This window comes from Caulobacter sp. FG121 (genome assembly GCF_057809815.1).
Map to the genome: position 1 here is coordinate 112354 of NZ_JBMDKR010000001.1, position 20048 is coordinate 132401.

Here is a 20048-nt window from a genome sequence, read left to right on the forward strand (position 1 = left end):
CTCAGGCCTCCAGACCGTTCAACCGCCGGGCGGCGGTCAGGGTGTTCTGCAGCAGGCAGGCGATGGTCATCGGTCCGACCCCGCCTGGCACCGGCGTGATCCAGCCGGCGACCTGGCTGGCCTCGGCGAAGGCCACGTCCCCGACCAGCCGCGTCCTGCCTTCGGCGGCCCGCACCGGGTCGCGTGAGGGGAAGCGGGTAATGCCCACGTCGATGACGGCGGCACCCGGCTTGATCCAGTCGCCCTTGACCATCTCGGCCCGCCCCACAGCCGCGACGAGGATGTCCGCCTGACGACAGATGCCCGGCAGGTCGCGGCTGCGGCTGTGGGCGATTGTGACGGTGCAGTCGGCGGCCAGCAGCAGTTGCGCCATCGGCTTGCCCATCAGGTTCGAGCGGCCGATGACCACCGCGTGCTTGCCCGTCAGGTCCCCCAGCACGTCCTTCAGCAGCAGCATGCAGCCGACGGGCGTGCAGGAGGTCAGCGCCGGCAGGCCGCTGGCCAGACGGCCGGCGTTGGTCACGGTCAGGCCGTCGACATCCTTGTCTGGCGAGATGGCGGCGACGATGCGCGCCTGGCTGAGGTGGTCGGGGACCGGGAACTGCACCAGCAGCCCATGGATCGCGGGGTCGGCGTTCAGTCGCTCGACCAGCGCCAGCACATCGGCCTCGCTGGCGTCGGCGGGAAGCTTGTGGGTCTCGGAGTACATCCCCGCCGCCTGGGACTGGACGCCCTTGTTGCGGACATAGACCTCGCTGGCCGGATCCTCGCCCACCAGCACCACCGCCAGCCCCGGCGTGATCCCATGGTCGGCCTTCAGGGCCGCGACCTCGACGGCCACCTGCGCCCGCAGTCGTTCCGAGAACGCCTTGCCGTCGATGAGGGTCGCCTGCGTCATGCCACAGTCTCCGTGGGAACCAGTGTGGCCCCTACCCGTTCACCGCCGCACGCGCAATCAGAGGCCGCCCATGTCGCTCAACCGCATGTTCACCCGCTTCGCCAACGTCGTGTCGAAATGGACGGGCAAACCCGCCGCCTTCACTCTCTGCATCATCGGCGTGCTGGTCTGGGCCATCTGTGGGCCGGTGTTCAAGTTCTCCGAGACATGGCAGCTGGTGATCAACACCTCCACGACCATCATCACCTTCCTGATGGTGTTCCTTATCCAGAACACCCAGAACCGCGACAACGCCGCCCTGCACGCCAAGCTGGACGAGCTGATCCGGGTCGGCGACTCGGACAACAAGTTCATCGGCATCGAGCACCTGACCGACGACGAGCTCGAGGCGATCCTCGAGGAGTGCGAACGATCGGCGAAGGAGATCCACGCCGTCCTCCACAAGAAACGCTCGAGCCGCCAGAAGGGCGAGACCACCACGCTGGTGGACCAGCCCGGCCATCCCATGCCCGCCAAACGCAAGGCGACCACACGCAAACCCGCCTCGAAGCGCAAGCCCGCCTAGCCATCGGTCGGCATCGTGCTATGCCGGGGCCATGCCCTCGCCGCGCGCTGAAACAGCCGATGTCGTTCTGGTTGGCGGCGGTCTGGCCAACGGCCTGATCGCCCTGCGGCTCAAGACGCTGCGCCCCGACCTGCGGGTCATCATTGTCGAGCGCGACCCGACCTTCGGCGGCCAGCATACCTGGAGCCACTTCGCCACCGACGTCAGCCCGGCCATCGGCGACTGGCTGGCCCCGCTGGTCGCCCATCGCTGGGACCGCTACGAGGTTCGCTTTCCCACGCATTGCCGGACCCTGACCACGCCCTATCTGGCGATCCCCTCAGGCCGGTTTCACGAGGTGGTTTCAGCAGCGATGGGCGAGGACGGCTGGACCAGCGCAGGCGTGTTGTCCCTCGATGAGGACTCCGTCGTCCTGGCGGACGGCCGGGTGCTGTCGGCGCCCTGCGTGATCGACGGGCGCGGTCCCGCGCCCAGCCCTGCCCTCTCGCTCGGCTGGCAAAAATTCCTCGGTCTGGAGGTCGAGCTGGCTGCCCCGCATGGTCTGAACGGCCCGATCGTCATGGACGCCACCGTCGACCAGCTGGACGGCTATCGCTTTCTCTACAGCCTGCCGCTGTCGCCCACCCGCCTGCTGATCGAGGATACCCGCTACAGCGATGGTGAAGCGCTCGACGCTGAGGCCCTGCGCGCTGATATCGCGGCTTATGCCGACGGCCAGGGATGGACCATCGCCTCGGTGGTCCGGGAGGAGACCGGCATTCTGCCGATCGCGCTGGCCGGCGACATCGACGCCCACTGGCGCGAGACACGGTCTGCCCAGGTCGGCCTGCGCGCGGCGCTGTTCAATCCGGTCACCGGCTACTCGCTGCCCGACGCAGCACGGCTCGCCGATGAAATCGCCGCCCTGCCCGTCCTGACCACGCAATCGGTGCGGGACTGCGCCGAGGGCCGTTCGAAACAGCGTTGGCGCGAGCGCGGCTACTACCGTCTTCTGAACCGCATGCTGTTCCGCGCAGCCGAACCGGGACGGCGTTTCATCGTGCTCGAGCGGTTCTACAGGCTGAACCAGGGACTCATCGAGCGGTTCTACGCCGGACGCGTCACGCTGGCCGACAAGGCCCGTATCCTGATCGGCAAACCACCTGTGCCAATAACGGCCGCGCTGGCCGTGCTGTCCGAAAAATCTGTTCTTCCTGGGGGCGTACACGCATGACCAAGCCGCGCGCGGCGGTGATCGGGTCGGGGTTCGGCGGGCTTGCGCTCGCCGTCCGGCTGCAGTCGGCCGGTTTCGACACGACGCTCTACGAGGGCCGGGACAAGCCCGGCGGCCGCGCCTACGTCTGGCACGAGGAAGGCTTCACCTTCGACGCTGGCCCGACCGTGATCACCGATCCGGATTGCCTGGAGCAGCTGTTCGCCCTCTCGGGACGCAAGCTGTCGGACTACGTCGAGCTCGTCAGCGTCGATCCTTTCTACCGGCTGTGCTGGGAGGACGGACACACCTTCGACTACGTCAACGACCAGGCCGCGCTCGACGCCCAGATCGCCGCTCGCAATCCCGCCGACGTCGCCGGCTACCGGCGCTTCCTCGCCTATTCCGAAGAGCTGTTCCAGGAAGGCTACGTCAAGCTGGGCCATGTGCCCTTCCTCGACATCAAGAGCATGATCGCCGCCGCCCCGGCGCTGATGAAACTGCAGGCCTGGCGCAGCGTCTACGCCAAGGTCAGCACCTTTGTGCAGGACCCTTACCTGCGGCAGGCGCTGTCGTTCCACACCCTGCTGGTCGGGGGCAGCCCGTTCGCCACCTCTTCGATCTACGCCCTGATCCATGCGCTGGAGCGGCGCGGCGGTGTCTGGTTCCCGATCGGTGGCACCCACAGCCTGATCACCGCGCTGGCGACGCTGTTCCAGGAACTGGGCGGCAAGTTGCGGCTGTCGACGCCGGTGAAGGCGATCACCACCGAGGCCGGCCGCGTTACCGGCGTGACCCTCGCCGACGGGACGAGCGAAGCGTTCGACACCGTCGCCTCCAACGCCGACATCGTCCACACCTATGAAAAGCTGCTCGGCCAGACGCCGCGCGGCCGGTCGGAGGCCAGACGGCTGAAGGGCGCGCGCTTCAGCCCTTCACTGTTCGTGGTCCACTTCGGCCTGAAGGCGGAGCATCCGCAGATGCGCCACCACACGATCTGCTTCGGGTCGCGCTATCGCGAGCTGATCGGCGAGATCTACGGCAAGGACGGCCTGGCCGACGACTTTTCGCTCTACGTCCACGCGCCCTGCGCCACCGACAAAGGCATGGCGCCGGAGGGCTGTTCCAGTTTCTACGCCCTCTCGCCCGTGCCGCACCTGGGCACAGCAAACATCGACTGGGCGGTCGAGGGGCCGAAGTACCGCGACCGCATCCTCGGCTATCTGGAGGAGCGCTATATCCCGAATCTCAAGCGGGATCTCGTCGTCAGCCGCATCTTCACGCCGGCCGACTTCCAGAGTGAACTCAACGCCTTCCAGGGATCTGCTTTCTCGCTCGAGCCCATCCTGACCCAAAGCGCCTGGTTCCGGACCCACAACCGCGACGACCAGATCGGCAACCTCTACTTTGTCGGGGCCGGCACTCATCCCGGAGCAGGTATTCCCGGCGTCGTCGGGTCGGCCCGCGCCACAGCCGGCCTGATGATCGAGGATTTCCTGGCGTGACCGATCTCGCCGCCGCCAGCCGGGAAACGATCCAGAAGGGCTCGCAAAGCTTCGCGGCGGCGGCGGCCCTGTTCGATCCCCAGACCCGCGCCGACGCGGAGATGCTCTACGCCTGGTGCCGCTACTGCGACGACGTCATTGACGGCCAGACCCTTGGCCATGATCGCGAAGTGCTGGACCACGACGAGGTCGAACAGCGGCTGGTCGACCTCTACGCCCGCACCCGCGCGGCGCTGGCGGGCGAACCGACCGAGGATCCGGCGTTCGCCGCCTTCCGCGAGGTGGCTCGCCGCAAGGCCCTGCCCGAGCGCTATCCTATTGAGCTGATCGACGGCTTCGCCATGGACGTCTCCGGCCGCCGCTACGAGACGATCGAGGACACGCTGGACTATTGCTGGCACGTGGCCGGCGTCGTCGGGGTGATGATGGCCATCGTCATGGGCGTCGCGCCTCACGATCTGGAGACCCTGCGCCGGGCGCAGGACCTGGGCCTGGCCTTCCAGCTGACCAACATCGCGCGCGACATCGTCGAGGACGCGCAGAACGACCGCCTCTACCTGCCAGCTGACTGGCTGGCGCAGGCCGGCGTGCCGGAGACGGCCGTGGCCGCGCCGGAACACCGCGCCGCGATCGCGGGGCTCGCACGCCGGCTGGTGGAGACGGCGGAGCCATACTATGCCTCCGCGCGCTGGGGCCTGCGCGGCCTGCCGTTCCGCTCGGCCTGGGCCGTGGCGGCGGCGCGGGGCGTCTACCGCGAGATCGGCGTCAAGGTCGTGGCGCGCGGTGCGACGGCCTGGGATGAGCGGGTGTCGACCAGCACGCCGGAGAAGCTGGGTCTGGCCTTGGGCGGCGGTCTGATGGCGCTACGCGGCGCGACGCTGGACCGCTGGAGCAAGGCGCCCCAACGGCCGGCGCTGTGGAGCAAGATCTAGAGCGGCGCCTCGGTCCCGTCGGGCGCGGCCGTGTGGAGGTCTACGTTGCGGGCTTCGAGCTGCGCCTTCAGGCGACGGACAGGCGGCGCGAGCAGGAAGCCGAACGACACGCACCCGTCCTTGGCGTGGACGGCATGGTGGAACCGGTGCGCCTGGATCAGGCGCTTCCAGTACTCGGACCTGGCCTTCGGCATCGGCCAGCGGCGGTGAACCAGTCCGTCATGGAACAGAAAATAGATCGCGCCATAGGCGGTGATGCCCAGTCCCACCGGCAGCATCAGCGGCATGCCGCCGTTGGTGCCCAGCCAGATCCCGAGAATGGCCGGCGCGGCGAACACCACGGCGAACAGATCATTCAGCTCGAACAGACCTGTGCGCGGCTCGTGGTGACTCTTGTGCCAGACCCACATGAAGCCGTGCATGACGTACTTGTGCATGACGAAGGCGAAGCCTTCCATGAACGCCAGCGCGCCAAGGAACAGGGCCAGGTTGATTGCGATCAGTTGCATCAGGAGTCTCAGCGAACGAAGCGCGTCGCCACCTGGGCCAACAGCAGTCCGACCAGGCCCGCCGCTGTCAGAACGACCCAGGCAGGATACACCGCCACAAGCCCCGCGTCGCGCCACAGGATCGCCTGGTAAGCCTCGATCGTCCAGGCATGCGGCGTGGCCCAGCCGACCAGTTGCAGCCAGGGCGGCATCAGGAAGCGCGGCACCATGCTGCCGCCGATCGCCGCCAGGATCAGGATGATGAAGGTCGACAGCATCTGCGCCTGGTCCCGCGTGCGGCAGAAGGAGACGATGCCCAGCGCCAGCCCGGCGGCGCAGAGCGAAGCTGCGACAGTCGTGATCAGCCAGGGCCCCAGGTGTTGCAGCACCGGCACGCCGTAGACGATCTGGGCGGTGGCGAAGATGGCCGTGGCCTGAACCAGGCCCTGACCGATCAGGAAGGCGAACTTGCCGGTCACGACCGGACCCATGCCCCGGACACCGGCCAGAATTCGATCGGCCACGCCCGAGCGCCGCTCGTCGATCAGCGACAGGGCCCCGGTCATGGCCGAGAACAGGGCGAACAGGATACTCACGGCGCCGGCATAGTAGGCGATGGTCCCGCCGCCCTTTCGGGCTCCCGAGATTGCCTCCCGCTCGAAAAGCACGGTCCCGGCGCTCGCCGCCTCACCTGTCTTCAGCTTTTCACGGGCAGCCGCGGCGAAGGCGACCTGTCCGCGGGTCAGCCCGCCGACAGCGGGGGCGACATCCATCAGTGTACGGACGAGCATCACATCCGGCAGCGTGTCAGCCAGCACCTGTTGCACCCGCGCCATGGTCAGCGGCGCGGCGACGGCCCGGCTGGAGTCGGAAACGATCACGATCGGGGCGTCCGGCGAGGCCGGATCAGCCCGAAGGATCACCCCGGCGTCGGCCCTGCCGGCCTTGACCAGCGCCCGAACCTGCTCGCCCGTATCCGGTAGGGCCCGTTCCGCCCGCAGTTCGGGACTTGCCAACAGGGCGTCGGCGAGCCGGCGCGACGCGGGCGTACGGGCGTCGTCGGCGATGGCCAGCTTCAGCTTCACGTCCTCGCCGGTCGCACCCGCGAAGACCGCCGAGAAGATCAGGAACACCACAGGCGGCAGCAGGAAGGTCATCACCAGCGCCCCCCGGTCCCGCCACAACGCCAGCGCCATGACCCGGAACATGGCCAGGATCATGCGGCCCGCCTCCAGTCAGCGACAAGACTGAACAGGTTCTGCAGGGACGGCGTGCGGACGCGGATCTCGCGCGGCGCCATGCCAAGTTCCCGCAGCCGCTTGTCCAGCGCCGCCGCCCCCTTGTATCCACCGGCGTCGATACGGGCCCACACGTAGCCCTCGCGCCGCTCCAGACCTTCACCCAACAGCAGGCTCCGCGCGTCGGTATCGGGATCGCCGTCCATCTGGACGAGGATTTCCATCTCCTCGCCAAAGGCTTCGGCGATCAGGGCGCGCGGCGCGCCCTCCAGCAGCTTGCGGCCCTCGCGAAGGAAGCCGACGCGGTCCGCCAGCCCGTCTGCCTGGTCAAGGTCATGGGTGATGATCAGCACCGCCACCCCTCTGTCGCGAAGGCCGCGGATCACAGTGTCCAGGGCCTCGCGGGCGTCGATATCCACGCCGACCGTCGGCTCATCGAGGATCAGCAGGCGTGGACGATGCAGGATCGCCGCGGCGATGTTGACCCGGCGGCGGTAACCGCCAGACAGCTGACGGACCAGATCCCCCTGACGGTCGGCGGTAAGGGTCAGGTCCATGGCCCGGGACACGGCGGCCGCGATATCGCGCCGCGCCACACCCGAAAGCCGCCCGAACACCTCGAGGTTCTCGCGCACGGTCATGTGGCCGTAGAGGCCGATTTCCTGCGGCACAAGTCCAAGGCGGGCGCGGACCGAGGGCGTCGTGAAGGGGTCATGGCCGTCCAGCGTCACCTCCCCTTCCGTCAGTCTGAACCGTCCGCAGATCGCGCCGACGAGGGTCGACTTGCCCGCTCCGTTCGGTCCGAGCAGGGCATAGATCTCGCCCGGACGGATTGTCAGATCGACCCCGCGCAGGACCTTCAGGGAGCCATACTGGTGCCTGGCGGCCCGGACGTTGAGGATCGCCGGGGCCGTCACGCCGCGGCCTTTCGCGCCTCGAAAAGCCCCATCACGTAGGGCGCCAGCAGCCGCTGTCGCGCGCCGGCGGCAAGCAGAGCGGCCTCGGCCTCGGCCAGGTGAGCCTCCAGCGCCGCCCGGGCGCCGTCGAGCCCCAGCGCCGAGACCACGGTCGTCATACCCGCATCCTTGCCGACATCCTTCCCGGCGTCCGCGCCGCCCGTCACATCAACGATATCGTCGTGGATCTGAAACGCCAGGCCCAGATGCCGGGCGAACGCGCCGACCTGTCGCACGGCGTCGGGCGTCGCGCCGGCGATCAGGGCTCCCGCTTCGGCGGCGGCCATGATCAGCACGCCGGTCTTGCGGTGATTGAGCAGCTCCAGGTCGGCGGCGCTGCGGTCGCGCGTGCGGTCCTCGAGATCCATCGCCTGGCCGGCGACAAGGCCCGCGAACCCCACGGAGTCAGACAGCCGGCGCAAGAGGTCAGCCTTCAGGGATGTCGACAGGGACGGGTCCTCGGCGATCACGCCAAAGGCCCGGTTCAGCAAGCCGACGGATGCCAGGATCGCTGTCGCTTCGTCGAATTCACGGTGCGTCGTGGCCCGCCCTCGCCGCAGGGCCGCATCGTCCATGCAGGGCAGGTCATCGAGGATCAGGGACGCCGTGTGAACCATCTCGAAGGCGCAGCCGGCGTCCAGCGCCGCCGATGCCTCGGCGCCGAATTCCCGCGCCGCCAGGAGCGTCAGCATCGGGCGGAAGCGCTTTCCCTGCGACAGCAGGGCGTATCGGGCGGCGTCGCCCAGCCGGCCGGCGCGCTCCGGAGTCAGCTCCGCGAGGCGCCGCTCGACGGCGGCCCGGCACTGCTCGATGAAGGCGGAGTCGTCGTCCATTCCACCGCAACGCTGTTGGTGAGTCCGCAAAATGGACAGGTCATTTGACGGACCCGCCCACGCAGCGTCAACCGGGCATGCAGGCGTCAGGCGGCGACGGCTTCGCCCCATTCGCTCCATCCCAGCACGCGCGGCGTGCCGGGCAGATACATTCGTTCACTGCTCGTCACGGTCAGCCCGGCCTCGGCGACCGAAGCGGTGATCGGCCGCGTCAGGTGACAGCCCCCGGCGATGGCTTTCCACATCGGCTCGAGGCGGTTTTGCCATTTCGCGACCTCCGGGTCGGGCGCCAGGCCGTGCTCACAGAACAGAAATCGGCCGCCGGGCTTCAGCACCCGCTTCGCTTCCGCCAGGGCGTCGCGCGGCGACTGAACCGAACAGAGGGTAAAGGTGCAGACGACGCAGTCGAAGCTGCCGCTCTCGAACGGCAGGGCTTCGGCGGTCCCTTTCTGGATGTCGACCTTGAGGCCCTCGGGGCGCTCGGCGTCCTGCGCAAAGGCGCGAAGCTCGGCCGACGGGTCGACGCCCGACACGCTCTCGACCTTCGAGGGGTCGTAGAATTGCAGGTTCAGCCCGCCGCCGATGCCGAGCTCCAGCACCTTGCCGGCGGCCCTGGGCACGACCTTCACCCGCTGCTTCATGATCGGCTTGCTGGCGCAGGCGCAGCCGATCAGGCGCGGCATGATGTGGCGATCGTAGAAGGAGGTCATCTCAGCGCTTGTCCCGTATCCATTTTGCTACCGCCCAGGCATGAGCCTCGTGCCGCAGCCGTCGCACGGCTTCATCCGGGGCGACCCATACCAGCGTGTGATCGTCTTCGATCTTCAACACCGCATTCTCACCCGTCACCGCTACCGCGTAAACGCCGCAGTGGTTGTTCACCGCTTCGCCGTCGGACATGACGAAATACTGGGAGACGCCGACGATCCGGGCGCCGGGTGTGATGACCAGACCGGTCTCCTCGCCGAACTCGCGGACAACGGCCTGAACCTCGTCCTCGCCCGGATCGATCGCGCCGCCCGGCAGGTCGAGCCAGTCGCCGCCCTCGGTCGGCCGCACCCGAACCACGGCGATCAGGCCCTCACGCTCGGCGATACCGAAGGCAGCCGGCCGGTCGCGATGGACCCGCCCCGGCAGTGGTTCGCCGAACTGCGGCATCAGTCGACGCCTCGCATCGCCTCGTAGGGATCGACCTTGCCGGCTTCGACGTCGGCGACGCTGACCGGCCGCCAGCCCGCCTTGATCGTCGCGCTTTCGCGCCAGGCCTCGACGGTCAGGTCGCGTATTTCCGAGGCGCCGGCGGCCAGCCGCTCGGCGGCAAAGTCGACGCCCTCCTTGTGACCCGGCTGGAACGCGCCCGCCTTCCAGAGACGGTAGAGCGGAACGACCTTGCTGTTGGCGTCGAGGACATAGGCGATCGTGCGCTGCTCGATCGGGCAGCCGCAGCTCCGGAATGGCCGCATTTCCTTGCGGGCGATGTCCGCGGTCAGGGCGCCGCCGATGAAGGCGCTCTCGAACGGCGAATGGATCTTGTCGGTCGTGAAGCCTTCCGGATTGGGATAGGCCCCCCAGCCGTTGTAGTGGATCGAGGTGTGCAGGGGTTGGCTGCCGTCGCCTACGAAGTGGGCGAGATAGCCGAGATCGACCATCAGAATCTGCTCCCGGCGAATACGGTCGGCCTTGAACCAGGCCTTCTTCGCGCCGCTGGAGTGCTTTTCGCCGTAGGCCACGACGCGCCAGTTGGCGAAGTCGCGGACCAGCTGCTGGTAGCCATCGATGATGGCGTACTGCAGGTAGCCGGCGTCCCAGCTGTTGGTCCCGCCGGCCTGCAATGCCACCTCATAGTCCTCGCGGGTCGGCGGCAGCGTCGTGAAGGGAATGGCCCCGAGGATCTTGCCCTGGTCGTCGATGTCGATGTTGTGGGCCGGCTCCCTGTTCAGGTCGTGGATCTTGCCCGAGGCCTTGGAGCGGTCGGGCTCGCGCGCCAGTTCCCCCATGGCCGCCGCCGCCGCCGGGCCGCGGAGAAAGGCGGGCACCTCGGCTGGCAGGCCTTCAATGGCAAGGACGCCGGTAATCCGGTGCCCGCTGGATCCCCAGGACGCAGCCGCGACCGGGGTCAGGCACAGGGCGATGGCGGCCGTGGCGGCCAGGAAACGACGTGTGGCCCGCATGGCGGAACTCCCGAGCAGCAGGCGGCGTCAGACGATCCCGAGCGCGGCCTCGACACGCGCAACCCAGGCCTTGACCCGCGGATAGTCCGCGAGGTCGAAACCGCCCTCGTGCGCCACCCGGGTATAGGCGACCAATGAGACGTCGGCGAGACTGACGCTGTCGCCGACGAGGAATTGTGTCTCTTCCAGCCCGTCCTCGAGCCGCTGCAGGGCCGCGCGACCCCGCTCCACCAGTTTTGCGTCGAGGTCCTCGCGCGGCTTGCCCAGATAGGCCATCTGGAACCGGGCCACGGCGACGTAGGGTTCGTGGCTGTACTGCTCCCAGAACAGCCATTCGAACATCTTGGCGCGATCATAGGCGTCGGCGGGAATCAGGGCCGATCCTTCGGCCAGATGGACGATGATGGCGTTCGACTGGGCCAGCGCGCGTCCATCCGGCAGGATGACCAGCGGCACCTGCCCGGCCGGATTCAGGGCGAGGAAATCGGGCGACCGGGTCTCCGCCTTCAGCACGTCGAGTTCGCGCCAACGGTATGGAATCGCGAGCTTTTCCGCCGTCCATTTCACCTTCAGGCAGTTGCCCGAAATGCTGTCGCCGTAGACCGTAAGCATATCGCCGTTCTCCTGTGGGTTGATCGACAAGGGTTGTTACGCGCGCCGATGGCGGATAGACAGCGCCTCCGAGAAACAAACAGGGGGGCGCGTTTGAAACGCATCCTGCCATGCCTCGCCGCGTTGTCCGTGGGTCTGTTCACCCCGCCAGCGTTTGCGCAGTCCGCGGTCGATCCGATCGCAGACCTGATCCAGACCGCACTCCAGGACTCCGCCGCGACGACGCCGGCTGCCGCGCCTGAGCTGGTTCTGAAAGCCAGTCTCTACCATGGCGGCGCGCCGGGCGTTGGGGGCCGCGACTCGCTGGGCTGCCCGACCGTGGCCATGCGCACGGCCGCCGTCGACCGCACCATGATCCCCCGCCGCACCATCCTGTTCATCAGGGAAACGGTCGGCATGCCGATGCCCGACGGCTCGGTCCATGACGGCTACTGGTACGCCTCCGACATCGGCGGCGCGATCAAGGGCAATCGCATCGACCTGTTCACCGGATCGGGCAAGGGCTCGATGGGCCCGCTGATGAAGCTGAACATGCGCGCGGTGACCGTCTCGAAGGTCGGCACGTTTGAAGGCTGCCCCCGCGCCGACCGCCAGGTCGCCTCGCGCTGACATGGTCGTCGTCACGGGATGGATTCTGGCCAGGCCCGAGACGCTCTCCGATCTGATCGCACTTTGCCAGGACCACAGCCGCCGCTCGCGCCAGGAGCCGGGCTGTCTGAGCCATGATCTGTACATCGACAGCGAAAACGGCCTGAAGCTGTTCTTTTTCGAACGCTGGGCCGACCGCGCGGCCTTGAAGGCCCACTTCGCCGTGCCGGAGTCGAACGACTTCATGCGCAAGGTTCGAGGCCTTTCCGCTGGTGGCTCCAAGGGGCCGGAAATACTGGACGTCGCGGGCTAGATATCCCCGCCGACGTTCGGCGGCGACGGGGCCCGGGCGACGTGGATGCCGCACTCGGTCTTGTCCTGCCCCGCCCAGCGCCCGGCGCGGACGTCCTGGCCTTCTTCGACGGGCTTTGTGCAGGGCCAGCAACCGATCGACGGGAAGCCTTGGGCGACCAGCGGATGGGCCGGCAACGCATGCTCGGCGACGTAGGCGTCGAGGTCTTCCTTGCCCCAGTTGGCCAGGGGATTGAACTTGATCTGGTGATCCGCCTCCTCGACCACCGACAGGCGCAGCCGGTCACCGCCGTGGAAGCGCTTGCGGCCGGTGATCCAGGCGTCGAAGCCCTCCAGCGCCTTGTCCAGCGGGATGACCTTGCGGATGTTGCAACAGGCGTCCGTGTCGGTCTTCCACAGGTCCGCCTTGGGATCGTGCACGGCGATGTCGGCGAACCGCGGGCGCAGGTCCCGCACATCCGTCAGGCCTAGCTGCGCGGCCAGCTGTTTGCGGTAGTCCAGCGTCTGACCGAACAGCATGCCGGTATCGAGGAACAGCACCGGGATGTCCTTGCTGACCTGGCTGGCGAGATGCAGCAGCACCGCCGATTCCGCGCCAAAGGACGAAACCAGCGCCAGCTTCGGCCCGAAGGTCTCGAACGCCGCTTCAATGACCGTGCGGGGGTGAGCCGAGCGTAGCTCGGCGTCCAGGCGGGCGGCCAGGGTCGGGGACCGCTCGAGTTGATCGAAGGCCATCAGCCTCGCTCCTCGAAGACCGGCGGACGGGCGTCAACCGCCCGCTGGTAGACATGACGATAGCGGCCGGCGGCGACGGCCCAGTCTTCCGCCGTCGACCCGTCGGCAGGGACGAACGCGTCCATGCCGCAGCGAACCATGTTGGACGCCTGCTCACGCAGGACATCGCCCACGGCCCTCACCTCTCCGGCATAGCCGAGGCGCTGCCGAAGGAGGGCGGCGGAGCTGTAGGCCCGGCCGTCGGCGTACTTGGGGAACGCCAGCGCCACGACCGCCAGGCGAGGCAGGTCATAGGCCAGGTCCTCGACGGCTTCGTCGGGAAGGATTTTCACGCCCACCGGCCGACCGGCCGAGAGCAGCGCGTCGCCTTCGGCCTGGAAGCGGGTCAGCGACAGGATCACCGGGCCTTCGGGGATCGCGTCCTCGTCGGCGACGGTGGTGAAGTTGTCGGGGGCGGCGCTGTAGCGGCCGTCGGCGAGCTTAATGAGCGTCGGCATAGACGGCCTCCTTGAACGGGGCCATGCCCACGCGACGCACCGTATCGAGGAACCGTTCCTCGCCCTGACGGACGGAAAGATAGGTGTCGACAAGGGTCTCGATGGCGTCCGGCACGCGCTCGGCCGACATACCGGGCCCGAGGATCTGGGCCAGCGACGCGTCTTCCTGGCCCGAGCCGCCGAGGCTGAGCTGGTAGAATTCCTCGCCCTTCTTGTCGACGCCGAGGATGCCGATGTTGCCGACGTGATGATGGCCACAGGCGTTGATGCAGCCGCTGATCTTGATCTTCAGCTCGCCGATCAGCTCCGACCGGTCCGCATCCTCGAACCGCTTTGCGATGGCCTGGGCGATCGGGATGGCGCGGGCGTTAGCCAGGGCGCAGTAGTCCAGCCCCGGGCAGGCGATGATGTCGCTGATCAGGCCGATGTTCGGCGTGGCAAGGCCTGCCTCCGCCAGCGCCGCGTGCACGGCCGGCAGGTCGTCCAGCTTCACGTGCGGCAGGACCAGGTTCTGCTCATGCGTCACCCGGATGTCGTCGAGGCTGTAGCGCTCGGCGAGATCGGCGACGAGATCCATCTGGTCGGCAGAGGCGTCGCCGGGTGTGGCGCCGTGCGCCTTCAGCGAAATCTCGACGATGCCGTAGCCGGCCTTCTTGTGCGGCTTGACGTTGTTGCGGGCGAACCGCGCCAGCGCGGGGCTGCCGGACTTCGCCGCCTCGAACGCTTCGGATCGCGCCGGCAGGACATCAAAGGCCAGCGGCGTGAAGGCGCCGCGGATGCGGGCCAGCTCCGCCTCGGGCAGGTCGGCCTGCGGCGAGTCGATCTTGCCCCACTCCTCCTCGACCTGACGCGCAAACTCCTCGGCGCCGAGCGAGGCGACGAGAATCTTGATCCGCGCCTTGTACTTGTTGTCCCGCCGGCCGTGGCGGTTGTAGACGCGCAGAATGGCCTGCAGGTAGCTCAGCAGGCTGTCGACCGGCAGGTGCTCGCGGATCGTCGGGCCGACGTAGGGCGTGCGCCCCTGTCCGCCGCCGACGATCACCTCAAAGCCCAGCGATCCGTCCCGCGCCCGGCGCAGCACCAGGCCGATATCGTGGACCCGCGCCGCCGTACGGTCCTTCGCGGCCGCCGTGACCGCGAACTTGAACTTGCGCGGCAGGTAGCTGAACTCGGGATGCAGCGTCGACCACTGGCGGATCACCTCCGACCAGACGCGCGGATCGTCGATCTCCTCGGCCGTGGCGCCGGCATAGGGGTCGGCCGTGACGTTGCGGATGCAGTTGCCGCTGGTCTGGATGGCATGCAGGTCGACCTCGGCCAGCAGGTCGAGGATGTCCGGCACCTGGCCCAGCTTGATCCAGTGCAGCTGCAGGTTCTGGCGCGTGGTGAAATGGCCGTAGCCCTTGTCGTAGACGCGGGCGATATGGGCCATCCGGCGCATCTGCCGGCTGTCCAGCGAGCCGTAGGGGATGGCGATCCGCAGCATGTAGGCGTGCAGCTGCAGATACAGGCCGTTCATCAGCCGCAACGGCTTGAACTGATCTTCCGTGATCTCCCCGGTCAGCCGGCGCGCGACCTGGCCGCGAAACTCGGCGGCCCGGTCGGCCAGGAATTCCTTGTCGATGGCGTCGTAGCGATACATGCGGGACTACTTCCTGCGGATCAGGTCGACACGGCCGGTCGAGCGGGCCACGCCCGTGGCCGCGAGGATCGCCTCGATGCCGGCGCCGCCCTCGGCCTGCTTGCCGTGTGTGGGTTCATTCGTGGGGCCGAGCGCACGCAGGCGCTCGCGGTAGCTGACGGGCGCCCAGCCGCCGGGCGCCTCGACGATATCGATCAGATAGGGCTCGACGATAACGGTCGACTGGCCCAGCGCGGCGTCGACTGCGGCCGGTCCGGCGGCGTCATCGTCGGCGAAGCGCTCGGCGTCGGCGAACCGCTCGACCCACTGGCCGTCCAGCCAGAACACGACCTCGCCGTCGATCAGGCGATTGGCGGTGAGGGCTTTCATGAAAGGCTCCTTCCTCCCCGCGTCGCGGGGAGGGGGACCGCCTGGAGGGCGGTGGAGGGGGCGGCGCGAACGCCAGCGGCAAAATCCTGAAATCCGGTCGGTCCGGCCCGGTCGGCGCTGACCCCTCCACCCTGCTCCGCAGGGTCCCCCTCCCCGCTAGCGGGGAGAATTGACGTTGAAACAGACAGCGCCATCGCCTCGCCGACGATCAGGAGCGCCGGGCCCGACAGGCCCTCGGCCGTGCTCGCCAGCTCACCCAGGGTCGTCGGATAACGCGCTTCGTCAGCACGGCTGGCGTTGACGGTGATCAGGGCCGGCGTCGCGGCGTCGCGGCCGGCGGTCATAAGCCGGTCGGCGATCAGGCCGGCGGTCGAGAGCCCCATATAGATGACGACGGTCTGGTTGGCCTTCGCCAGATGATCCCAGTCGAGGTCCGGCTCACCGTGCGCGGCATGACCGGTCACGAAGGTCACGGCCTGGGCCAAACCCCGGTGGGTCAGCGGCGCGCCGGCGCTTGCCGAGGCGGCCAGGGCGGCGGTGACGCCGGGCACGACCTCGCAAACGACGCCCGCGGCGCGGCATTCTTCCAGCTCTTCACCGCCGCGCCCGAAGATGAACGGGTCGCCGCCCTTCAGCCGGACGACGTCCAGACCCTGAAGCGCGAAGGCGACCAGCAGGCGGTTGATGTCGTCCTGCGGCAGGGTGTGGCGGCTCTTGCGCTTGGCCACGTCGATCAGCCGCGCGTCCGGCGCGGCCATGGCGAGGATGTCGGCGGAGACCAAACCGTCATGCACGATGACCCCGGCCGCCGCGATCAGACGCGCGGCCTTCAGGGTCAGTAGCTCGGGGTCACCCGGTCCGGCGCCGACCAGCCAGACCTTACCGGGCCTGGCGGCGACCGTCGCGCTATCCAGGGCGACGAGGCGGCGGGACGGGATTGTGCGGGAGGCCCGGGACATTTCGCGATAGTTTCTCTATAAGCCTGACAAATCGGAGCGGGGCGGACCGTGAAGGCCCGCCCCGTCACCTGTCCAGCGGCGAAAAGGGCCGACGCGCCTCTGAACAGTTGCAAACTGGGAGCGCCACGCCCACTTCGCAAACCAAGAGTTCTGCCGGGGGCCTCAGGATTTCTATGGAACGATCGAACGAGCGCAGACGGCTGCCGCCGCTGAACGCCCTGAGGGCCTTCGAGGCCGCCGCGCGGCACCTGAATTTCAGCCGCGCCGCGGACGAACTGTCGGTCACGCCCGGCGCCGTCAGCCAGCAGATCCAGAACCTCGAGGACTATGTCGGCGCGGCATTGTTCAAACGCACGCCCAAGGGTCTGCTGCTGACGGATGCGGCGCAGACCGCCCTCCCCGCCCTGCGCGAGGCGTTTGACCGGCTGGCCGAAGCCGCCGGCCTGCTGACCGCCGCGGTCGACGGCCGGCGCCTGACCCTGACCGCCGCCCCCTCCTTCGCCGCCAAATGGCTGGTGCCAAGACTGGGCAAGTTCGAGGAGGCCCAGCCGCAGGTCGACGTCTGGCTCAGCGCCGGCATGGAAGTCGTCGACTTCGCCAGCGGCGAGGTCGATCTGGCCATCCGCTATGGCGGCGGCCGCTATCCGGGCCTGGAGGTCACCCGGCTGCTCAGCGAGACGGTGATTCCGGTGATCAGCCCGTCGCTTCTGGCGACCCATCCCCTCAACGATCCGTCCGAGCTGACCGGCCACATCCTGCTGCACGACGGCTCGCCCGACGCCGACGATTCCTGCCCCGACTGGGCGATGTGGCTGGCGGCGCGCGGCATCAAGACGGTCGACGGGACCCGCGGACCACGCTTCAACCAGTCGAGCCTGGTGATCGAGGCCGCGGTCAACGGCCGGGGCGTCGCCCTGGCCAAGCGCACCCTGGCCCAGGCCGACCTCGACGCGGGCCGTCTGGTGACGCCGTTTCCCATCGCCACCGCCGTGGACTTCGCCTATTACGTCGTCCATCCCAAGACCAAGGGGCGGCTGCCGCAGGTGAAGGCGTTCGTCTCCTGGCTCTCACAGGAGGCCGCCGCCCACGAGGCGGCGCTCCAGACCATGGACAACGGCGCCGGTATCTGACGTGGCCAAAGATGTATTGAACGCGGCGGACCTCCTCGCCGAGGGTGGGCGCATCGCGCCGCTTGACTGCACAACGATGGCCGAGGTTCGCCAGGGCGTTGACGCCCTCGACCGGGCGCTGGTCGCCCTGCTCGCGGAGCGTCAGGGCTACATGGACGCCGCCGCCCGCATCAAGCCCGACCGCAATGTCGTGCGAGACGAGGCGCGCATCGAGGACGTGGTGACCAAGGTCAAGGCCGCGGCCCGTGCGGCCGGCCTGTCGGAAGCGATCGCCGAGCCTGTCTGGCGCACCCTGGTCGACCGCTGCATCGCCTATGAGTTCGGCGTCTGGGACCGCACGCGCGGCTGATCAGCGCTTCAGCGAACGCAACGCCTTCTCGTGGCGGTAAGCGGCGATGTCGAACAGGGCTGCATCGAGCGCCGCGTGGACGTCCGGCAGCGCATGCACGCCCTGAAGCTCCGCCCGTTCACAGGCGTCGCCCAGCGCGTGGGCCCCGACGCCGCGCGCCGCGCCCTTCACCGTATGCAGCGCATCGCGCCAGCCGTCGGACGCGGCGTTGAGCATCGGCGACCACATCTGCGCCTGCTCCTGGAACAGCTCGAGCACCTCGTCGATCACCCCGGAATCGCCCGCGGCGAACTGCTCCAGATACGGAAAATCGACCGCGCCGGTAATGTCTCGTCTGGCCATCAGTATCGCCCTTGCGTCCCCGGTCTTTTCGGCTATGTTCCGCGCCCTCGCCGCCGGGCCTCGCAGAGTTCCGAAACGTCGATACGGGTGCATAGCTCAGTTGGTAGAGCAGCTGACTCTTAATCAGCGGGTCGTAGGTTCGAATCCTACTGCACCCACCATCGCAAGGTCCTGATCGGGTTCAGGACCGCGCTTTCGGTGTCCCTTCAGTACGAAATCGCCGGGTTCCCATCGGAACGTGTCGACCCGCGCCATGCCGGTGCTCGCGCGGGCCGTATGCGACTCAGCGCGGCAGCTTGCTGGCTCCCATCAGGTAGGCGTCGATCGCCTGGGCGCACTGGCGGCCTTCGCGGATCGCCCAGACCACCAGCGACTGGCCACGACGCATGTCGCCGCAGGAAAAGATGTTCGGCGCCGTCGTCCGATAGTCCGTGGTCGGCGCCCTGACGGCTCCGCGCGCGTCGAACTCGATGCCGGCCTGTTCGGTGAAGGCGGTATGGCGTGGCGAGACGAAGCCCATCGCCAGCAACACCAGATCAGCCTTGATCTCGAACGCGCTGCCCGGAACCTCCTCGAGCACCTGGCGGCCATCCCGGCCGGGAACCCAGTGCATGCGAACGCACTCGAGCGCCTCGACCTTGCCGTTTGAGCCGAGAGCCCGCCGGGTAGCGACGGCGAAGTCGCGCTCGCAACCTTCTTCGTGGCTCGTCGAGGTCCGCAGCTTCATCGGCCAGTCCGGCCAAGTCATCTGCTTGTTCTCGTGCAGGGGCGGCTGGGGCATGATCTCCAGCTGGGTCACCGACGCCGCGCCGTGTCGGTTCGAGGTGCCGATACAGTCCGACCCGGTGTCGCCGCCACCGATGACCACGACATGCTTGCCGGCCGCGGACAGGGTTCCGCCGGGCGCGGCTTTCGCCTCATCGTCGCCCGCGTTGCGCCGGTTCTGCTGGACCAGAAAATCCATGGCGAAGTGGATGCCGTCCAGTTCGCGGCCGGGGACCTCCAGGTCGCGCGGGTTTTCCGCGCCACCGGCCATCACCAGGACGTCGTAGTCGTCGAGAATGCGCTGCACCGAGACGTTCACGCCGATCTCCACGCTGGTGCGGAAGATCACGCCCTCGGCTTCCATCTGGGCGACCCGGCGGTCGATCAGATGCTTCTCCATCTTGAAGTCCGGAATGCCGTACCGGAGCAGGCCGCCGACACGGTCGTTCTTCTCGAACACCGTGGGGGCGTGGCCGGCGCGGGCCAGCTGCTGGGCGCAGGCGAGACCCGCGGGGCCCGACCCGACGACGGCGACCCGCTTGCCCGTGCCGCGCGGCGATGGGCGGGGCTCGATCCAGCCCTCTTCCCAGCCCTTGTCGACGATCGCGCATTCGATCGTCTTGATGGTCACCGGGGTGTCGATGATGTTCAGCGTGCAGGACGCCTCGCAGGGCGCGGGGCAGACGCGGCCCGTGAACTCGGGGAAGTTGTTGGTCGACTGGAGGTTCTCCAGCGCCGTCCGCCACTGCTCGCGATAGACCAGATTGTTAAAGTCCGGGATCTGGTTATTCACCGGACAGCCGCTGTGGCAGAACGGTATCCCGCAATCCATGCAACGGGACGCCTGCTGGTTCAGGGTCTGCTCGGGCAGCGGCCGAACGAACTCGTTCCAGTTGCGCAGGCGTTCGGCGGGCTTCTCGTAGCCACGATCCTGACGCTCGATTTCAAGAAAGCCGGTTGGCTTGCCCAT

At 68.2% G+C, this 20048-nt stretch carries 24 protein-coding genes and 1 tRNA gene; 9 read left to right on the forward strand and 16 right to left on the reverse strand.

Going from position 1 to position 20048, the window contains the following annotated elements; all coding sequences use genetic code 11:
• Position 1 precedes the first annotated feature (1 nt).
• Positions 2-898, reverse strand: a complete 897-nt coding sequence (folD, locus tag ACODSL_RS00590; protein ID WP_488898681.1) for a bifunctional methylenetetrahydrofolate dehydrogenase/methenyltetrahydrofolate cyclohydrolase FolD — start codon at positions 896-898, stop codon at positions 2-4.
• Between the two features lie 70 nt (positions 899-968).
• Here folD and ACODSL_RS00595 point away from each other — a divergent pair, with 70 nt between their 5' ends.
• The 4 genes from ACODSL_RS00595 to ACODSL_RS00610 are packed head-to-tail and all read left to right on the forward strand — an operon-like array spanning position 969 to position 5092.
• Positions 969-1463 carry a low affinity iron permease family protein gene (locus tag ACODSL_RS00595; protein WP_488898682.1) on the forward strand — a complete coding sequence of 165 codons (495 nt, stop codon included), beginning with the start codon at positions 969-971 and terminating at the stop codon, positions 1461-1463.
• Positions 1464-1494: 31 nt separating this feature from the next.
• Positions 1495-2676, forward strand: a complete 1182-nt coding sequence (crtY, locus tag ACODSL_RS00600; protein WP_488898683.1) for a lycopene beta-cyclase CrtY — start codon at positions 1495-1497, stop codon at positions 2674-2676.
• Positions 2673-4160: a phytoene desaturase gene (locus ACODSL_RS00605; RefSeq protein ID WP_488898684.1), complete on the forward strand. Its 1488-nt coding sequence runs from the start codon at positions 2673-2675 to the stop codon at positions 4158-4160. Before crtY ends, ACODSL_RS00605 begins: the two co-directional genes overlap by 4 nt.
• Positions 4157-5092, forward strand: a complete 936-nt coding sequence (locus tag ACODSL_RS00610; protein WP_488898685.1) for a phytoene/squalene synthase family protein — start codon at positions 4157-4159, stop codon at positions 5090-5092. The genes ACODSL_RS00605 and ACODSL_RS00610 overlap by 4 nt, the downstream gene beginning before the upstream one ends.
• Here the strand turns inward: ACODSL_RS00610 and ACODSL_RS00615 are convergent.
• The 8 genes from ACODSL_RS00615 to ACODSL_RS00650 all read right to left on the reverse strand — a co-directional run bounded on the left by ACODSL_RS00615 (position 5089) and on the right by ACODSL_RS00650 (position 11390).
• Entirely contained in the window at positions 5089-5601 is a 513-nt protein-coding gene (locus ACODSL_RS00615) for a sterol desaturase family protein (RefSeq protein WP_488898686.1), read from the reverse strand. The genes ACODSL_RS00610 and ACODSL_RS00615 overlap by 4 nt on opposite strands.
• Positions 5602-5609: 8 nt before the next feature.
• Positions 5610-6800, reverse strand: coding sequence for an ABC transporter permease (locus ACODSL_RS00620; RefSeq protein WP_488898687.1), 1191 nt, complete (start codon positions 6798-6800; stop codon positions 5610-5612).
• Positions 6797-7735: an ABC transporter ATP-binding protein gene (locus tag ACODSL_RS00625; protein WP_488898688.1), complete on the reverse strand. Its 939-nt coding sequence runs from the start codon at positions 7733-7735 to the stop codon at positions 6797-6799. Before ACODSL_RS00625 ends, ACODSL_RS00620 begins: the two co-directional genes overlap by 4 nt.
• Positions 7732-8607: a polyprenyl synthetase family protein gene (locus ACODSL_RS00630; RefSeq protein WP_488898689.1), complete on the reverse strand. Its 876-nt coding sequence runs from the start codon at positions 8605-8607 to the stop codon at positions 7732-7734. The genes ACODSL_RS00625 and ACODSL_RS00630 overlap by 4 nt, the downstream gene beginning before the upstream one ends.
• 86 nt (positions 8608-8693) lie before the next feature.
• The gene (locus ACODSL_RS00635) at positions 8694-9317 is read right to left on the reverse strand and encodes a class I SAM-dependent methyltransferase (RefSeq protein WP_488898690.1); all 624 of its coding nucleotides are present in this window, start codon (positions 9315-9317) and stop codon (positions 8694-8696) included.
• Between the two features lies 1 nt (position 9318).
• On the reverse strand, positions 9319-9765 hold the full coding sequence (locus ACODSL_RS00640; RefSeq protein ID WP_488898691.1) for an NUDIX domain-containing protein: 447 nt from the start codon (positions 9763-9765) through the stop codon (positions 9319-9321).
• Entirely contained in the window at positions 9765-10778 is a 1014-nt protein-coding gene (locus tag ACODSL_RS00645; protein ID WP_488898692.1) for a phospholipase C/P1 nuclease family protein, read from the reverse strand. The genes ACODSL_RS00640 and ACODSL_RS00645 overlap by 1 nt, the downstream gene beginning before the upstream one ends.
• Positions 10779-10805: 27 nt before the next feature.
• Positions 10806-11390 (reverse strand): glutathione S-transferase family protein, encoded by a 585-nt coding sequence (locus tag ACODSL_RS00650; protein ID WP_488898693.1) that lies wholly within the window; start codon positions 11388-11390, stop codon positions 10806-10808.
• Positions 11391-11483: 93 nt separating this feature from the next.
• On the opposite strand from ACODSL_RS00650, the gene ACODSL_RS00655 reads away from it, so the two are divergent.
• Together ACODSL_RS00655 and ACODSL_RS00660 are read left to right on the forward strand one after the other, a co-directional pair.
• On the forward strand, positions 11484-11999 hold the full coding sequence (locus ACODSL_RS00655; RefSeq protein ID WP_488898694.1) for a 3D domain-containing protein: 516 nt from the start codon (positions 11484-11486) through the stop codon (positions 11997-11999).
• A gap of 1 nt (position 12000) precedes the next feature.
• The gene (locus ACODSL_RS00660; protein WP_488898695.1) at positions 12001-12291 is read left to right on the forward strand and encodes a putative quinol monooxygenase; all 291 of its coding nucleotides are present in this window, start codon (positions 12001-12003) and stop codon (positions 12289-12291) included.
• On the opposite strand, the gene ACODSL_RS00665 is transcribed toward ACODSL_RS00660, so the two are convergent.
• Genes ACODSL_RS00665 through cobA form a run of 5 tightly spaced genes read right to left on the reverse strand, consistent with a single transcriptional unit; the run spans position 12288 to position 16492 of the window.
• Positions 12288-13025: a phosphoadenylyl-sulfate reductase gene (locus ACODSL_RS00665; RefSeq protein WP_488898696.1), complete on the reverse strand. Its 738-nt coding sequence runs from the start codon at positions 13023-13025 to the stop codon at positions 12288-12290. The two genes, ACODSL_RS00660 and ACODSL_RS00665, sit on opposite strands and share 4 nt — an antisense overlap.
• Positions 13025-13522, reverse strand: a complete 498-nt coding sequence (locus tag ACODSL_RS00670) for a DUF934 domain-containing protein (protein WP_488898697.1) — start codon at positions 13520-13522, stop codon at positions 13025-13027. Before ACODSL_RS00670 ends, ACODSL_RS00665 begins: the two co-directional genes overlap by 1 nt.
• A complete protein-coding gene (locus ACODSL_RS00675; RefSeq protein ID WP_488898698.1) occupies positions 13506-15164 on the reverse strand; it encodes a nitrite/sulfite reductase in 1659 nt (552 codons plus the stop codon). Before ACODSL_RS00675 ends, ACODSL_RS00670 begins: the two co-directional genes overlap by 17 nt.
• A 6-nt stretch (positions 15165-15170) precedes the next feature.
• Positions 15171-15533 (reverse strand): DUF2849 domain-containing protein, encoded by a 363-nt coding sequence (locus ACODSL_RS00680; protein ID WP_488898699.1) that lies wholly within the window; start codon positions 15531-15533, stop codon positions 15171-15173.
• Entirely contained in the window at positions 15530-16492 is a 963-nt protein-coding gene (cobA, locus tag ACODSL_RS00685; protein ID WP_488898700.1) for a uroporphyrinogen-III C-methyltransferase, read from the reverse strand. The genes ACODSL_RS00680 and cobA overlap by 4 nt, the downstream gene beginning before the upstream one ends.
• Positions 16493-16665: 173 nt before the next feature.
• On the opposite strand from cobA, the gene gcvA reads away from it, so the two are divergent.
• Positions 16666-17622: a transcriptional regulator GcvA gene (gene gcvA, locus ACODSL_RS00690; RefSeq protein ID WP_488898701.1), complete on the forward strand. Its 957-nt coding sequence runs from the start codon at positions 16666-16668 to the stop codon at positions 17620-17622.
• Between the two features lie 76 nt (positions 17623-17698).
• Positions 17699-17971 carry a chorismate mutase gene (locus ACODSL_RS00695; RefSeq protein WP_488899714.1) on the forward strand — a complete coding sequence of 91 codons (273 nt, stop codon included), beginning with the start codon at positions 17699-17701 and terminating at the stop codon, positions 17969-17971.
• Here the strand turns inward: ACODSL_RS00695 and ACODSL_RS00700 are convergent, their stop codons facing one another.
• The gene (locus tag ACODSL_RS00700; protein WP_488898702.1) at positions 17972-18313 is read right to left on the reverse strand and encodes an Hpt domain-containing protein; all 342 of its coding nucleotides are present in this window, start codon (positions 18311-18313) and stop codon (positions 17972-17974) included.
• A gap of 85 nt (positions 18314-18398) precedes the next feature.
• Between ACODSL_RS00700 and ACODSL_RS00705 the strand changes: the two genes are divergently transcribed.
• Positions 18399-18474 (forward strand) — tRNA-Lys (locus ACODSL_RS00705).
• A gap of 122 nt (positions 18475-18596) precedes the next feature.
• Here ACODSL_RS00705 and ACODSL_RS00710 read toward each other — a convergent pair.
• A complete protein-coding gene (locus tag ACODSL_RS00710; protein WP_488898703.1) occupies positions 18597-20048 on the reverse strand; it encodes a glutamate synthase subunit beta in 1452 nt (483 codons plus the stop codon).

Excerpts from the sequence above, each read along its gene's own strand:
- ACODSL_RS00675 (WP_488898698.1), bottom strand. The coding sequence starts at position 15,164 with ATGTATCGCTACGACGCCATCGACAAGGAATTCCTGGCCGACCGGGCC.
- ACODSL_RS00680 (WP_488898699.1), bottom strand. The coding sequence starts at position 15,533 with ATGAAAGCCCTCACCGCCAATCGCCTGATCGACGGCGAGGTCGTGTTC.
- cobA (WP_488898700.1), bottom strand. The coding sequence starts at position 16,492 with ATGTCCCGGGCCTCCCGCACAATCCCGTCCCGCCGCCTCGTCGCCCTG.
- ACODSL_RS00620 (WP_488898687.1), bottom strand. The coding sequence starts at position 6,800 with ATGATCCTGGCCATGTTCCGGGTCATGGCGCTGGCGTTGTGGCGGGAC.
- ACODSL_RS00695 (WP_488899714.1), top strand. The coding sequence starts at position 17,699 with ATGGCCGAGGTTCGCCAGGGCGTTGACGCCCTCGACCGGGCGCTGGTC.
- ACODSL_RS00700 (WP_488898702.1), bottom strand. The coding sequence starts at position 18,313 with ATGGCCAGACGAGACATTACCGGCGCGGTCGATTTTCCGTATCTGGAG.
- ACODSL_RS00630 (WP_488898689.1), bottom strand. The coding sequence starts at position 8,607 with ATGGACGACGACTCCGCCTTCATCGAGCAGTGCCGGGCCGCCGTCGAG.
- ACODSL_RS00665 (WP_488898696.1), bottom strand. The coding sequence starts at position 13,025 with ATGGCCTTCGATCAACTCGAGCGGTCCCCGACCCTGGCCGCCCGCCTG.
- folD (WP_488898681.1), bottom strand. The coding sequence starts at position 898 with ATGACGCAGGCGACCCTCATCGACGGCAAGGCGTTCTCGGAACGACTG.
- ACODSL_RS00595 (WP_488898682.1), top strand. The coding sequence starts at position 969 with ATGTCGCTCAACCGCATGTTCACCCGCTTCGCCAACGTCGTGTCGAAA.
- ACODSL_RS00640 (WP_488898691.1), bottom strand. The coding sequence starts at position 9,765 with ATGCCGCAGTTCGGCGAACCACTGCCGGGGCGGGTCCATCGCGACCGG.
- crtY (WP_488898683.1), top strand. The coding sequence starts at position 1,495 with ATGCCCTCGCCGCGCGCTGAAACAGCCGATGTCGTTCTGGTTGGCGGC.
- ACODSL_RS00645 (WP_488898692.1), bottom strand. The coding sequence starts at position 10,778 with ATGCGGGCCACACGTCGTTTCCTGGCCGCCACGGCCGCCATCGCCCTG.
- gcvA (WP_488898701.1), top strand. The coding sequence starts at position 16,666 with ATGGAACGATCGAACGAGCGCAGACGGCTGCCGCCGCTGAACGCCCTG.
- ACODSL_RS00660 (WP_488898695.1), top strand. The coding sequence starts at position 12,001 with ATGGTCGTCGTCACGGGATGGATTCTGGCCAGGCCCGAGACGCTCTCC.
- ACODSL_RS00670 (WP_488898697.1), bottom strand. The coding sequence starts at position 13,522 with ATGCCGACGCTCATTAAGCTCGCCGACGGCCGCTACAGCGCCGCCCCC.
- ACODSL_RS00605 (WP_488898684.1), top strand. The coding sequence starts at position 2,673 with ATGACCAAGCCGCGCGCGGCGGTGATCGGGTCGGGGTTCGGCGGGCTT.
- ACODSL_RS00710 (WP_488898703.1), bottom strand. The coding sequence starts at position 20,048 with ATGGGCAAGCCAACCGGCTTTCTTGAAATCGAGCGTCAGGATCGTGGC.
- ACODSL_RS00650 (WP_488898693.1), bottom strand. The coding sequence starts at position 11,390 with ATGCTTACGGTCTACGGCGACAGCATTTCGGGCAACTGCCTGAAGGTG.
- ACODSL_RS00615 (WP_488898686.1), bottom strand. The coding sequence starts at position 5,601 with ATGCAACTGATCGCAATCAACCTGGCCCTGTTCCTTGGCGCGCTGGCG.
- ACODSL_RS00635 (WP_488898690.1), bottom strand. The coding sequence starts at position 9,317 with ATGACCTCCTTCTACGATCGCCACATCATGCCGCGCCTGATCGGCTGC.